Annotated in this window: 11 protein-coding genes and 1 pseudogene; 6 read left to right on the top strand and 6 right to left on the bottom strand. The window is 67.2% G+C overall.

What is annotated here, in order from left to right; genetic code table 11:
- Nucleotides 1-57 precede the first annotated feature (57 nt).
- Complete coding sequence (locus tag AC5DRG_RS44425) at nt 58-2,532, top strand: prenyltransferase/squalene oxidase repeat-containing protein (protein WP_491805672.1); 2,475 nt, start codon at nt 58-60, stop codon at nt 2,530-2,532.
- Here AC5DRG_RS44425 and AC5DRG_RS44420 read toward each other — a convergent pair.
- Nucleotides 2,513-2,758 (bottom strand): WhiB family transcriptional regulator, encoded by a 246-nt coding sequence (locus tag AC5DRG_RS44420; RefSeq protein ID WP_491805671.1) that lies wholly within the window; start codon nt 2,756-2,758, stop codon nt 2,513-2,515. The two genes, AC5DRG_RS44425 and AC5DRG_RS44420, sit on opposite strands and share 20 nt — an antisense overlap.
- On the opposite strand from AC5DRG_RS44420, the gene AC5DRG_RS44415 reads away from it, so the two are divergent.
- Together AC5DRG_RS44415 and AC5DRG_RS44410 are read left to right on the top strand one after the other, a co-directional pair.
- Nucleotides 2,757-2,924 carry a hypothetical protein gene (locus AC5DRG_RS44415; protein WP_491805669.1) on the top strand — a complete coding sequence of 56 codons (168 nt, stop codon included), beginning with the start codon at nt 2,757-2,759 and terminating at the stop codon, nt 2,922-2,924. The genes AC5DRG_RS44420 and AC5DRG_RS44415 overlap by 2 nt on opposite strands.
- Before the next feature lie 106 nt (nt 2,925-3,030).
- Nucleotides 3,031-3,822 carry a VOC family protein gene (locus AC5DRG_RS44410; protein ID WP_491805668.1) on the top strand — a complete coding sequence of 264 codons (792 nt, stop codon included), beginning with the start codon at nt 3,031-3,033 and terminating at the stop codon, nt 3,820-3,822.
- Nucleotides 3,823-3,845: 23 nt separating this feature from the next.
- Here AC5DRG_RS44410 and AC5DRG_RS44405 read toward each other — a convergent pair whose 3' ends face one another.
- Nucleotides 3,846-4,928 (bottom strand): LacI family DNA-binding transcriptional regulator, encoded by a 1,083-nt coding sequence (locus tag AC5DRG_RS44405; RefSeq protein ID WP_491805666.1) that lies wholly within the window; start codon nt 4,926-4,928, stop codon nt 3,846-3,848.
- Between the two features lie 868 nt (nt 4,929-5,796).
- Here AC5DRG_RS44405 and ltrA point away from each other — a divergent pair.
- From ltrA to AC5DRG_RS44390, 3 genes and pseudogenes are all read left to right on the top strand, one after another.
- The gene (gene ltrA, locus AC5DRG_RS44400; RefSeq protein WP_491805665.1) at nt 5,797-7,548 is read left to right on the top strand and encodes a group II intron reverse transcriptase/maturase; all 1,752 of its coding nucleotides are present in this window, start codon (nt 5,797-5,799) and stop codon (nt 7,546-7,548) included.
- Between the two features lie 102 nt (nt 7,549-7,650).
- Complete coding sequence (locus AC5DRG_RS44395) at nt 7,651-8,850, top strand: RNA-guided endonuclease InsQ/TnpB family protein (protein WP_491813324.1); 1,200 nt, start codon at nt 7,651-7,653, stop codon at nt 8,848-8,850.
- A gap of 146 nt (nt 8,851-8,996) precedes the next feature.
- Nucleotides 8,997-10,112, top strand: a pseudogene (locus AC5DRG_RS44390) (3-keto-disaccharide hydrolase); the annotation flags it as partial.
- 6 nt (nt 10,113-10,118) lie between these two features.
- Here the strand turns inward: AC5DRG_RS44390 and ligD are convergent.
- The 4 genes from ligD to AC5DRG_RS44370 form a co-directional block, all read right to left on the bottom strand.
- On the bottom strand, nt 10,119-11,135 hold the full coding sequence (ligD, locus tag AC5DRG_RS44385) for a non-homologous end-joining DNA ligase (RefSeq protein ID WP_491805663.1): 1,017 nt from the start codon (nt 11,133-11,135) through the stop codon (nt 10,119-10,121).
- Nucleotides 11,136-11,875: 740 nt separating this feature from the next.
- Nucleotides 11,876-12,826 (bottom strand): hypothetical protein, encoded by a 951-nt coding sequence (locus AC5DRG_RS44380; RefSeq protein WP_491805661.1) that lies wholly within the window; start codon nt 12,824-12,826, stop codon nt 11,876-11,878.
- Entirely contained in the window at nt 12,823-13,140 is a 318-nt protein-coding gene (locus AC5DRG_RS44375) for a PadR family transcriptional regulator (RefSeq protein ID WP_491805659.1), read from the bottom strand. Before AC5DRG_RS44375 ends, AC5DRG_RS44380 begins: the two co-directional genes overlap by 4 nt.
- Before the next feature lie 206 nt (nt 13,141-13,346).
- Nucleotides 13,347-13,562, bottom strand: coding sequence for a hypothetical protein (locus AC5DRG_RS44370; RefSeq protein WP_491805657.1), 216 nt, complete (start codon nt 13,560-13,562; stop codon nt 13,347-13,349).
- Nucleotides 13,563-13,576 lie beyond the last annotated feature (14 nt).

Raw genomic sequence — 13,576 nt, 5'->3', positions numbered from 1 at the left:
CGTACCGATTTACGGACCGCCCCCGCGGTGCAACGGTGCCCGCAGGGGGTGAACTTCATGGCCCAGACCCATGAGTGGATGTTCTACGAGGTCATGTGGCGCAGTTGGGCGGGACGGGAGCAGGTGCCGTATCCCGTGCCCTGGTGGGCGCAGCAGGCCTTTCGGCGCTGGAGTGACGAGTTCGACTCCGGCACATACGACTCGAAGGAGGCGGCCTTCGCTTCCAACGCCCTGTATCGCTACTGGAACATGGTCGGCGTCAAGGATCATCGCCAGGAGTCCCTGATCGGGCAGGCGGGCGAGATCGAGCCGGTCTACGACAAGTACTGTCTCTCCTTCTTCCTGTTCGACCCGGCGACGGGCACCCTGTGCCTGCCCCAACTCCCGGGCGGTGGACGGGTGGAGCAGCGGATGGAGGCACCACATCTGCCGGTCGTCCTGACGACGTTCCGTACGCCGGAGGACGTCGAGTTCGTGCAGCGCACGTTCGCCACGACCGTCGGGCAGGGGCAACGCGACCTCGTCGTCACCCGGGTGGCGGTGGGCAGTCCGACGGGGCAGGCGCGTGAGGGGCTGTTGTGTGCGGCCGTGCTGCCGGCCGGGCCCAGCGGCTTCCAGCGGCATGACCGCAACGGGCGGCAGATCACCGACCGGCGGCTGACGTTCCTGCGTCATCTGCCGGTCGAGCAGCGGGTGGAGACCAACTCGGGCTGGGGCCCGGTCTTCGACACCGCGCCCGAGCAGTACGGCGTCTACGGCAACGCGGACTTCTCCTTCGACCCGGACGTGTATCTCGCGCACAGTCCGTTCCACGACCTGGTCATGGGCGGCAAGCTGAACGGCGCCCTGGAGGCGCAGGACCAGGTCGCAGGCCTGTGCAGCGCGGTGTTCGCGTGGCCGTTCCGGGTCGCCGACGAGGAGGTCTTCGAGATCGACGTACGGCTGCCGGTCGACGAGTTCTCCGGACCGGCCGATCTGGCGGAGCTGCGCGGGACGCCCGCCGCCGAACTGGAGGCCGCCAACCGGGACTTCTGGACGGTGAAGCTCCTCGGGCAAGGACTGCAACCGGGGCTGCCGCGTCCGGTCGCGCATCTCACGGACCTGTTCCGGCAGGCGCGCTCCCAGCTGTTGATCCTCTCCGACCACGGCGAGATCCATCCCGGCCCGACCGTCTACGACTCCTTCTGGATCCGCGACTCCTCCGTCGAGGCGACGGCGTGCTCACTCGTCGGTGACTCCGCCCTGGCCGAACGGCAGTTGGGCACCCACTACCCGCTGAAGTTCAACCACGGCAGCGGACGAATCGGCCCGTGTGCTGAGTACGGCTTCTACGGCGGCCCGCACGAGCGGGACGACAACGAGTGGGACAGCAACGGCCAGGCCCTGTGGGCGATCGGCCGCTACGACCGTACGGCCGGGCCGAGTTCGGCCTTCGGCGCCAAGCTGTACGTCCCGTACGTGCGCGACGCGGCACGCTGGATCCGCGACAACCGCGACCCCAACGGGCTGCTGCACAAGGGCTGGAGCGCCGAGCACCTCGGCGAACGCGACAAGCCCCACTACTGGGACGACTTCTGGGCGCTGGCCGGACTGTACGAGTCCGCCCGTCTCGCCGAGCGGATCGGGGCGCCGGAGGTGTCCGAACTCTGGGGCGCCTTCGACGACTTGAAGCGGGCGACGGGCGACTCGATCCGCTGGGTACTGGACCAGCAGCGGCAGCGCGGGGCGTGGGAGACGTACATCCCGACCGGGCCCGGCGACGTCGGCAGGCTCGACTCCACGATGATCGGCGCCGCCGCCTACTTCCATCCGCTGCGGCTGCACATGGGCAGCAAACTGGGCGACGACATCGACCTGGCCGCGCGCCACACGCTCGACACGATGTACGCGCACTTCGTCACCGGAGGCTTCCGGCACGAGGCGGCCTGGAACGCGTACGGCCCTTATCTGACCATGCAGTTGGCGCATGCCTATCTCCTCGCCGGTGATCCTGGGCGGGCGGACGAGCTGCTCGGCTGGGTGGTCGGCTCGGGGTTCCCGAGCGTGGCGGGGCAGGCCGTCGCGCTGGGGGCCTGGAACGAGCAGCACGCGTTCCCGGTGGCCTCGGACTTCCGCGAAGTGCCGCACCGTCCCTGGTACATGGGCGACATGCCGCACGGCTGGGCCGCCGCGGAGTATCTGCTCCTGATCCGCGACATCCTCTTCTTCGAGGCGGACGAGGACCGCGACCCGCACCTGTTCATCGCTCCCGGTGTACGTCCGCACTGGGTGCCGGCGGGCGAGGGGATCACGGTGGACGGGGCGCCGACGCTCTTCGGGGAGCCGTTCGGCTACCGGCTCGCGCACGATCCGGCCGGGCGGACGGTGACCGTGGAAGTCACCCAGGCGCCGGAAGGGGTGCGGTTCGTCTATCCGTGCCGCTTCGGCGCGGTGCGCTCGGCGACGAGCGCGGACGGACGGGAGCTCGACGTGGCGGGTCAGGACGTACGGGTACCTGCCGGGACGTGGCGCTTCACTGTTGCGTACGCCTGAGCTGGAGCCTTTCCTTCTCGGACAGGCCGCCCCAGACGCCGAAGCGCTCGTCGTTCTCCAGCGCGTACTCCAGGCAGGCGGAGCGCATCTCGCACATGCCGCAGATGCGCTTCGCCTCACGCACCGAGCTGCCGGGCTCGGGAAAGAAGAAGTCCGCCCCGGTCTGCGCGCACAGGGCCTGCGCCTGCCAGGCGGGGTCGGCCGGGGTGATGGTGTCGGTGTGCATGAGCGAGATCGTGCCGGGCGGCGAAAAACGTTCGATCAACGCGCGATCAACGCCGCGCGCAGGGCCTCCGGCCATCCAGATGATGGCGCCGCGGGACCGGGCGGTGCACGGCGGCGCGCGCAGGAGCGTTGAAAACAAAGAGAACTCCAACGGTCACCCGGGGTAATCACAGCTGTCGCTCATGTCCGCCTCGGCGCTCCGGCAGCGATTGTCAGTGGCCGGTGCAAGACTCGGCAGTGCAGACAGCGGGACCCTTCAAGAGGAGGGCAATTATGCTCACCACCCGTTTCGTCAATGGCGCCCCGAACTGGGTCGACGTCGGCACGTCCGACATCGACGGGGCCATCTCCTTCTACGGCGGACTCTTCGGCTGGCAGTTCCAGTCGGCGGGACCGGATTCCGGCGGTTACGGCTTCTTCCAGCTGGAGGGAAAAACCGTCGCCGGCGGCATGCAGACCACCCCGGAACAGGGACCGCCGTCCTGGACCGTGTACTTCCAGAGCCCGGACGCCGAGGCCACGGCCAAGGCCGCCGAGCACGCGCACGGCAGTGTGCTCATGCAGCCCATGGACGTGATGGGCCAGGGCCACATGGCGATCCTCGGCGACGAGGCGGGCGTGCCGTTCGGCATCTGGCAGCCCGGTCAGACCAAGGGCGTGGACCTGGCCGGCGACCCCGGCTCGCTGTGCTGGGTCGAGCTGTACACGGCGGACATCGCCGCGGCCGCCGCGTTCTACCACTCGGCGCTCGGCCTGGAGACCGCGGCCGTGCCCTTCCCCGGTGGCACCTACACCTCCATCAACCCCGCGGGGGGCGGTGAGGACTCCATGTTCGGCGGTGTCGTGGCCCTGGCCGACGATCCGACGGAGGCCGCGGCGGGCCCGTACTGGCTGCCGTACTTCGAGGTCCTGGACACGGACGCGGTCGTCGCCAAGGCACAGGAACTGGGCGGCACGGTCCGTATGCCGGCCACGTCCATGGAGGGCGTCGGCCGCATCGCCAAACTGGCCGACCCCTACGGGGCACGGTTCGCGGTGATCAAGAGCGAGCCGCCGCAGACGTGAGCGGGCGGAGGGGGCATTCCGGCTTAGGCGGAGGCGCGGCGCACCAGTGTGGTCGGCAGGATCACGCTGGACGCCGCGCCTTCCAGGCGCTCGCCCGTCCCGTCCGCGCCGCCCGCCCCGTCCGGCTTGCGGGTGCCCCGGCCGTCGAGGTCGCGTAGCAGCAGGCGGGCCATCAGCCTGCCCATCTCCTCGATGTCCTGACGGACCGTCGTGAGCGGGGGGTCGGTCTGTTCGGCCACCGGCAGCATGTCGTCGAAGCCGATCACGGCGACGTCCTCCGGTACCCGCCGCCCGCGCTCGCGCAGGACACGCAGGGCGCCCGAGGCGGTGAGGTCGTTGGCGGCGAACACCGCGTCCAGGTCGGGGCGACGGTCGAGGAGTTCACGCATCGCGCGCTCACCACCGGCCGGGGTGAAGTCGCTCTCCACGATCAGCCCGGGATCCGCGTCGACCATGACGTCCCGGAACCCGTCGAGCCGGTCCACCGCGGACGTCTGATCGAGGGCACCGGTGATGTGCGCGACCCGGGTGCGGCCGAGTTCGAGCAGATGCCGTACGGCCTCACGGGCCCCGCCGCGGTTGTCGCTGTCCACGTACACCGTGGGCGAGGCGTCCCGGAGGCCGTCGCTCCAGCCGGGCCGGCCGCCGAACACGGTCGGTACCCCGGCGCCCTGGATCAGCCCGGGCAGCGGGTCGTCGAGGTGCAGGGAGAAGACGAGCGCGCCGTCGACATGGCCGCCGGCCAGATAGCGGCCGACACGGGCGTGGTCGTCGCGGCCCTCCGTGAGCAGCAGCACGAGCTGTGAGTCGTGTGCCGTCAACTCCTTGCTGATCCCCCGGAGTTGCAGCGCGAAGAAGGGGTCGGCGAAGACCCGCGTCTCCGGTTCGGCGATGACGACGGCGACGGCGTCGTGCCGTTTGGTGACCAGGCTGCGGGCCGCCTGGTTGGGGACGTAACCGAGCTCCTCCACCGCCCGCCTGACCCGCTCCACCAGCGGCCCCCGCACCCCGTCCCCGCCGTTGACCACCCGGGACACGGTGGCCCGGGACACTCCCGCCCGCGCGGCCACGGCCTCCAGGGTGGGACGCGACGCAGTCTCGGTCACTTCAAAGCTCCTCACCGGGGGGTGCCGATCAGGATAACCGTGGTGAGAGCGCTCTCGGATCGTCAATTCCATCTGCGTACAAGGACTCCTGAAGGCGATCGCGACTCGACCATGCGAAGGGCCTATGACTGCGGGTCGATACCATCTCGCACTAATGTTCCATCGTGACGGTGAGTATGCGGGATGCCTAGTGTGATCGTCATGCAACTCCGGTACGCATTTCGTGTGCGACACGAGGTCGCACCGTTCAAGTGGACAACACCGCCTCAACGGGGTTATCCCAGACCAGTGTTCTGAGGTCTGGTCCCACGCTCACATGCGTCGCTGGCAACGGCGGGGTGTGAAGCTGAACGCTCAAGGCCCAAGAACGTCAAGGCATCTGACGTCACAGGCCGAGGGACAGTCCGGAAGGGTGAACGAAAGTGAACCCCTGTCAAAGCCTCGTCACTGTAGCCCGCACGATGCCGTGCACGAGTGGCGGTCATGGCCCGGACGTTGAGAGACGTCGAGCGGAGCCGAGGGTTCGGACCCGAGGTTCGCGAACACCGCTGGCCACGGGGCAATAGGGGGCACCCTCCCCGGACGCATCTTGACGGTGCGGAACGTGGAAACCCGGATGAGGTCCAGAGGGATCTGGTAGGCCGACCGCAAGGAAAGCGGAACCCCTCAGCCGGACAGGATGGTTCAAGAAGCGAATGCCGGTCCCCGAAAGGGAGAGGGAAATCGGGCGAACGCGCCCGTATAACCTGCCGGATACGGGGCTTTCCCCGGCCCGAAAGGGAGCAGACGTGAACCGGGTAAGCCTTTGAAGTGAACTGAGAAGAAGCCCGAACCGAGGGGCAAGTTAGACACCGGGAGGACGGTGGACGTGTCTGCTCTGCCGCTCAGCCCGGCGAACGGACCCGAGGACGCCTCCACGCTGTGGCACCAGATCGACTGGAGCCAATACGAGGGGGAAGTACGGCGACTGAGACAGCGGATCTTCAAGGCCGCGCAGGAAGAGGACTGGCCCAAGGTCAGAAATCTTCAAAAACTCATGCTGCGGAGCTACTCCAACACGCTGGTAAGCGTGAGGCGAGTGTCTCAGCTGAGTACTGGCCGCAAGACGGCCGGCGTCGACAGGAAGAAGGCGGTAACGCCCGAGGCTCGTTGGAATCTCGCGACAGAGGTCCAGCGGGTCGAGAAACCCTGGCGAGCCTTGCCGGTCAGGCGGGTGTACATCCCGAAGAGTAACGGGAAGCAACGCCCGCTCGGTATTCCGACGATTCGAGACCGGGCCATGCAGGCCCGTGTCAAGAATGCGCTGGAACCCGAGTGGGAAGCCCGTTTCGAACCCCGGTCGTATGGTTTCCGTCCGGGGAGAGGGTGCCACGACGCGATCGAGGCCATCTTCGGGGCAACGGCACGCAAGAACGCCAAGCGCCTCTGGGTTCTCGATGCTGATCTGTCGGCGGCATTCGACCGCATCGACCATCCTCGCCTGATGAACGCCGTCGGGGGATTCCCCGGCCGGAGTCTCATCCGTGCGTGGCTGAGGGCCGGTGTGGTCGAAGAGGGCCGCTTGACGCCAACTGAGGAGGGAACTCCACAAGGCGGTGTGATCAGTCCGCTGCTGATGAACGTGGCACTTCATGGGATGGAAGAGGCAGCAGGGTGTCGGTACTGGGGAGCCGAGGCGAAGACATACGAGCCGAAGGCTGCCCCTAGGACCCCGATCCTGATCCGTTATGCGGATGACTTTGTGGTCATGTGCCACAGCAAGTCCGAAGCAGAAGAGATCAAGGAACGGTTGGCAGAGTGGCTGGAGCCGAGAGGACTTCGGTTCAACGAAGGAAAGACCCGAATCGTCCACATGGAGGACGGGTTCGACTTCCTCGGTTTCAACATCCGCCGCTACGACGGAAAGCTACTCATCAAGCCAAGTGCTGATGCTGTCAAGAGACTCCGGGAAACCCTACGCACCGAAGTGAAGGGGCTGTACGGCTCCAACGCGGCAGGAATGCTGAGGGCGCTAACGCCCATCATCCGTGGATGGTCGGCGTACTACCGGAAGGCGGTTTCCTCTCAAACATTCTCAAGCCTCGACCACTACGTGTGGGGGCTGCTCTGGGAATGGGCGAGAAGGAGCCACCCGAGGAAGTCGAGGGTCTGGGTAGCCCACAGATATTTCGGCAGGTTCAACGAGTCCAGAAACGACAAGTGGGTGTTCGGCGACCGTGTCAGCGGTGCCTATCTCCCCAAGTTCGGCTGGACGAAGATTGTCCGCCATGTACAGGTGAAGGGTGCGGCGTCTCCCGACGACCCTGCCCTGGCCGGATACTGGCAAGGACGCCGCCGCAAGAAGGCGCCACCGCCGATGGACAAGGTGAGTCTGTCCTTGGCATACAAGCAGAGGGGGCTGTGCCCGCTCTGCAATCAGGCGCTCATTGCCGGGGCCGAGTACGAGCCGGACAGTCCACGTGAGTGGATCAATTGGTTCGCGGCCTCGAAGAAGATGCTCCACAAGCATCACTTCGTCTACCGGCGAGACGGCGGCTCCGACAATCGAACCAACCTCCGTCTCGTGCACTCCGCATGCCATCGACAGCTCCATGCCAAAGATGACGTGCAGACCAAGTGAAACTGCGCTGGCCCATGGGGCGAGCTTGAGCCGTGTGCATTGAGAGGTGCACGCACGGTTCTGAGGGGGCCGGGATGCAGTAATGCATCCCGGCTACCCGACCTGTACCCGGAACCCGGCCAGGCACGCGCGCTGGCCAGAGCGTTCGGGTGCGCCCGCGTCGTCTACAACGACGCCGTGCGCGCCCGCCGCGACGCTCACGCCGAAGGCCGCCCCTATCCGAGCCTGTCCCTGCTCTCCCGCGCGCTGCTCACCGAGGCGAAACGGCACCCGGAGCGGGCCTGGCTGGGTGAGGTGTCCGCGGTGGTGCTTCAGCAGTCCCTGCGCGATGCCGAGCAGGCCTACCGCAACTTCTTCGCCTCGCTGAAGGGTGAACGCAAGGGCCCGAAGATCGAAGCTCCGCGCATGAAGTCCCGCAAGGACAAGCGGGCCGCGATCCGCTTCACCGCGAACGCCCGCTGGTCCATCACGCCGGGCGGCCGATTGAACCTGCCGAAGATCGGGCCGGTGAAGGTCGCCTGGTCCAGGCAATTGCCCGCCGTCCCATCCAGTGTCACCGTGATCAAGGATAGTGCGGGTCGGTTCTTCGCGTCTTTCGTCGTCGACACCGACCCGGCCGCCGACACCGGCCGGGTGCCCGCCACCGACCAGAGTGTGGGTATCGACCTCGGGCTGACCCACTTCGCGGTCCTCTCCGACGGCACGAAGATCGACTCCCCGAGGTTCCTGCGCCGCGCGGAGAAGAAGCTCAAGAAGGTCCAGCGGGAGCTGTCCCGCAAGCAGAAGGGATCGAAGAACCGCACCAAGGCCCGTCTCAAGGTCGCCCGCGCCCACGCTGCCGTGGCCGACGCGCGCCGCGAGTTCCACCACCAGCTCTCCACCAGGCTGATCCGCGAGAACCAAGCGATCGCCGTGGAGGACCTGGCCGTGCAAGCCCTCGCGCGCACCAAGTTGGCGAAGTCGGTGCACGACGCCGGTTGGGGCGCCTTCCTGAACATGTTGGACTACAAGGCACGGCGATACGGGCGCACCCTGATCAAGATTGACCGGTTCGAGCCGACCAGCCAGGTCTGCTCCGCCTGCGGTGCCAAGGACGGTCCCAAACCCCTGCACGTGCGGGAATGGACCTGCACCGCCTGCGGCACCCCGCACGACCGCGACACCAACGCAGCACGCAACGTCAAGACGGCCGCCGGACTGGCGGTATCGGCCTGCGGAGCGCCGGTAAGACCAGAACTCGTTCTGGCGCAGCGCGAAGAAACAGGAAGCCACGGAATCCCCACCGGCAACCGTGCCGCGTAAGGGCACAGCGACCGGTAGGGACGGCCAGAATCCCCGAGCTTCAGCCCAGGGAGCAAGTCAACTCTGCCACTGCACGATCTCGTTCCCGGGGCTACGGGCAGATGCAAGGCATCCTCGTGGTGCCCGAGGGCGCCGGAGAGGACACGACGGCGACCGTGACGGTCGGCGCCACGGACGAGGGCGGCTCCGGCGTCGACCGGATCGAGTATGCGGTCGACTCCGGCGCCTGGCTGCCGTACACCGCACTGGTGATGGTGCATCAACTCGTCACGCACACCGTGCGCTACCGCGCGACCGACAAGGCGGGCAACACGGCCGCCGCACGCACCACGACGTTCACGGTGGTCGCAAGCCAGGTCCCGCCGCCCAACTGCCCTGAGTTCGACGAGCGGTTGACGGTGATCGTCGGGACGGTCGACTCGGGCGTGCCGAACCGGATCACCAACAGCCGGTGCCGGATCAACGAGTTGATCGAGGACGAGAAGGACTGGACGTCCCACGCGCTGTTCCTCAAGCACGTCAAGACGGTCCTCGACCAGCTCCTGAAGGAAGGGGTCGTCGACCAGCGCGAGTACGACGCCGTCCAGGAGGCCGCCGTACAGTCCGGGATCGGCAAGCCCGGCCAGACCGAGGGCTACCGCACGATCCTCGGCGGCAGCGCGGACTCCTTCGCCAAGTGGCAGCAGGTGGGCGGCGGTTCGTTCGCGCCGAACGGCGACGGCTCCATCACGAGCGGCACCACCAGGGACGGCCTGGGCATGCTGTGGTTCCCCGAGCGCAAGTACGGCGACTTCTCGCTCAAGCTCCAGTGGCGCGACGACGCCCCGGGCACCGGCAACGCCAACTCCGGTGTGTTCGTACGGTTCCCGTGGATCCATGACCACCCGGAGGAGTCCCGGCCGGAGTGGGTCGCCATCAAGTACGGCCACGAGGTGCAGGTGCTCGACCGGCCCGACGGCGACATGTACAAGACCGGGTCGGTGTACGGCTTCGACCGGGTCGGGCTCGCCGGTGCGGGCGTCACCCAGAAGGGCACGTGGAACGACTACGAGATCCGGGTGGTCGACCAGCACTACTCGGTCTACCGCAACGGCGTGCTGATCAACGAGTTCGACAACATCGGCGGCCAGGACTTCTACCCACCGCGCTCGGACGACCCGGGCACGGACGGGCGGCGGTTCGCCTCCGGCTACATCGGGCTCCAGGTGCACGGCACGACAGATGTGATCTCGTACCGGGACATCAGGGTCAAGGAGCTGTAGCGACCCTCACGAAGGTTCCTTCTTCGCCCTGCTCGGCTGTACCCGCTTGGGCTCCCCCGGCATCTTCGGATACTCGGGCGGGTACGGCAGATCGCCCAGTCCGTGGTCGTGTTCGTCGCGGCGGGCGAGTTCGAGCAGGGCGTCGAGGGAGAAGCGGTGGTCGTCCATGTCCGCGTGCACGTCGCCGAGTTCGGCGAAGCGCGCGGGCATGGTCCCGAGGTCGAAGTCCCGGGGGTGCGCGTCACCCACCTCGTCCCAGCGCAGGGGCGCTGAGACAGGGGCGTGCGGGCGGGGCCGTACGGAATAGGCGGACGCGATGGTGCGGTCGCGCGCGGTCTGGTTGTAGTCGACGAAGATCCGCTCGCCCCGCTCCTCCTTCCACCACTTGATCGTCACGTGGTCCGGCATACGGCGTTCCAGCTCACGGCCGACGGCGATCGCGGCGCGGCGGACCTGGGTGAAGGTCCAGCGCGGTTCGATGGGCACGAAGACGTGCAGGCCGCGCCCGCCGGAGGTCTTGGGCCAGCCGCGCAGGCCGCCGAACTCCTCCAGTACCTCCCGCAGTTGAAAGGCAGCGCGCACGGCGTCGTCGTAGTCGGTGCCGGGCTGCGGATCGAGGTCGATGCGGAGTTCGTCGGGGTGGTCGACGTCGTCGCGGCGCACGGGCCAGGGGTGGAAGGTGAGCGTGCCGTACTGGGCGGCCCACAGGACGGCGGCCTCCTCCGTCGGGCACATCTCGTCGGCGCTGCGGCCGCTGGGGAAGGTGATGTGGGCGGTCGGGATCCAGTCGGGCATGTTCTTGGGCGCCCGTTTCTGGAAGAAGTTCTCGCCGTCGACCCCGTCCGGATAGCGCTCCAGGGTGGTGGGCCGATCGCGCAGGGCGCGGAGGACGCCGGGGCCGACGGCGATGTAGTAGCGGGCGAGGTCCAGCTTGGTGAAACCGCGTTCGGGGAAGAACACCTTGCCCGGGCTGGACAGCCGTACGGTCCGGCCGCCCGCCTCCAGTTCCACCGCTTCGCCCATGCGAGCCACGGTAGGCGCACCGCAACCGCCTCGCACACCGGGCGGCGGCCGACACAAGCGCGCAGAATCGAACCATGGATCTGCCGGTGATGCCGCCCGTGAAACCCATGCTCGCCAAGTCGGTGGCGAAGATCCCGCCGGACATGCAGTACGAGGCGAAGTGGGCACATAGCGACCTTGACCTGGGAAGGTAACCCAGAAGAGTGACCCTCAGGGCACTTCCAGGGCACACAAACACAAACGAATCCCCGAAAGCCGGATCTACTCGGCGGCCCGGATGGCTTCCGCGATCCGCTCAGCTACCTCGGCCCGCACCATGCCCAGGTGCGACATCGTGGCTCATGGCCGTACGAGATTCCGTAGATCGGCAAACTGGCGGTCGCCGACTTAGTCAAGCCGACCTAGCACTAGGAGCAAACTGATCTTGTCAACCTCCGCTTGACGCTAGTAGTGGTAACGCCACTTACCGCTACTAGCGTCAACCGTTGATTGACATCCAGGCGCCCCTGGAAGCATCTAAATGAGGGACGTGAGCCCTGTGTCGCCACCCTCCACCCCTTCCATTGCCAGGCGGCTGGCCAGGGCGGCGGTCGCGCGTGTGATCGGCCCTTGACTGCACCGCCAACCCGTCAACCTCCGCTTGACGCTAGTAGCGGTAAGTGGCGTTACCACTACTTCCGTCAACTGGAGGTTGACGCGCGTTATCCCCGCGCGGTCCCCGAAGAATCACCTGTGTGTGGCTACTCATCTGGTGGAGCGCTCGCGGCCGCAAGCTCGATGCCGCGCACCCGGCGCAGCCAGCGAGCCAGGACGTACAGCCCTGCCCCGAGGATGCCGCACGGCTCCCAGACTTCCGTGACGAGAGCCGGGATGCCGCCGTCATCCACGATGTAGACCGCCTGCGCGCCCACCACGGTTGCGATGAAGCCGTTTGTGCGCGAGTCCTTAGACAGCAGCCAGTCGGCAGGCCGCCACAACGGCTCCGACAGGACGCGGCTTCGTATGCGGATGGCTGCGACCACGAAGCCTGCCGCGTGTCCTACCCGCTGCCAGCGCCCCATGGTCAGACCTTCTTCGGGGGCGCCAGTGAGGTCGGCCATCCACGTGTCCCGCAGGCGAGCACCGCGCTCTCCTGCCACGGCGACTGCAACACTCGTCAGACCGGTGACCAGACCTCGCCGGACCCACATAGCGATCAACCGATGAGGGAGCCACTGCTCCCAGACTTCGACCTCGGAAAATGCCTGGCTCATACGCGCGCGGCTGGGCGCTAGCGCTGTGGCGAGCTCTTGCAGCTCCGTAGCGGTGCTCTGGAGAGCCGTGGCGGCGTTCTCCTTCGCCATTGGGTCAACGGCCGCATCCAGCGCTGCAATCTGTGCAGCCCCAAGGTCCCGCAGCTCTAAGGCGCGGCGCTGCATCGACGCCGTGGCGTCTCTCGCGATGAACGCTCGTCGGGCTGCTCGCTGGTAGCCGACCAGCGGATACCAGCTACCGCCGATGAACAACATGGCGCTCACGTTGGCCCAGATCATGCAAAGGCCCGTCGGCGTGAATGCGCGCACTTCACTGGACAGCACGGACGGCGTAACCGCGCAGGCCAGGAGGGCAAGAAGGAACACTTCGACAGGAATAGTGAGAATCGCCCAACTGAGGAGGCGCTTTCGGCAAGCATGGCACCTGACGAGGTTCAAGCCTGCCCACCTGCCCATCGCAGGACATGACGCTGCCGGGCGCGTCGGGCAGCGAGAGCGCTGGTCGCGAGTTCTCGCCCCTGACCCGTCAGCGTGTAGTAGCGACGCGGCGGCCGCCCGGGATGCGGCTCGGCCTCGGTCCGACTGGAGAGCCAACCGCGTTCTTCGAGCCTGTCTAGGATCGGATACACGGTGCCGGAGCCGAGGTCCGCGTCACGGCAGATGCTCAGCCCCCACGCCGGGGCGTCGTCCGTCGCGGCCAGCAGCACCTCCAGCACGGAGATGGTCGGCTTTGTAAGCCTCGGAGCGGTCATGACTCCATTAGAGCATGTGTCGAGTACGACAGACTGTCACTTCGGAGGAACTGATGGGGAGTTGAGGCAGACTGCTGGGGATTCCCGCTCACTCGCCCGTTGAGGTTCTTCCAGCCGGACCGGATCGTCGGACTCCCATACGAGCACGTCCACCAGGCGGCCCGGGCCGGACCCGGTGTCGAGCCATCGCCGCTCGATGTGCCCGCTCATGACTGGTGAACCCCCGAGGCGTGATCGCGAATCTCGGTCGCATGGCGTGCGGCCTGAGCGATGTCCCCTTCGTCCTTGGCGGCGTTGAGCTGTCTCCAGTTGGCGGCGCACACCTTGCACCCCGGCGCCGGTAGGCAGTCCAGCAGCCATGCGTTGAGGCCCACAGGAAGGACGACAGGCGGTTCTTGGGTGGTCCTGTGCTTCGCGGCCATGGATGCCTCCCCGA

This window comes from Streptomyces sp. JLBG701, from assembly GCF_058544905.1.
This window is presented reverse-complemented; position numbering and strand designations above follow the sequence as displayed.

What these genes read in the sequence shown, in the direction of transcription:
- ligD (WP_491805663.1), bottom strand. Translation starts at nt 11,135, where the DNA reads ATGGGCGAAGCGGTGGAACTGGAGGCGGGCGGCCGGACCGTACGGCTG.
- AC5DRG_RS44425 (WP_491805672.1), top strand. Translation starts at nt 58, where the DNA reads ATGGCCCAGACCCATGAGTGGATGTTCTACGAGGTCATGTGGCGCAGT.
- AC5DRG_RS44375 (WP_491805659.1), bottom strand. Translation starts at nt 13,140, where the DNA reads ATGACCGCTCCGAGGCTTACAAAGCCGACCATCTCCGTGCTGGAGGTG.
- AC5DRG_RS44370 (WP_491805657.1), bottom strand. Translation starts at nt 13,562, where the DNA reads ATGGCCGCGAAGCACAGGACCACCCAAGAACCGCCTGTCGTCCTTCCT.
- AC5DRG_RS44420 (WP_491805671.1), bottom strand. Translation starts at nt 2,758, where the DNA reads ATGCACACCGACACCATCACCCCGGCCGACCCCGCCTGGCAGGCGCAG.
- AC5DRG_RS44410 (WP_491805668.1), top strand. Translation starts at nt 3,031, where the DNA reads ATGCTCACCACCCGTTTCGTCAATGGCGCCCCGAACTGGGTCGACGTC.
- AC5DRG_RS44415 (WP_491805669.1), top strand. Translation starts at nt 2,757, where the DNA reads ATGAGCGAGATCGTGCCGGGCGGCGAAAAACGTTCGATCAACGCGCGA.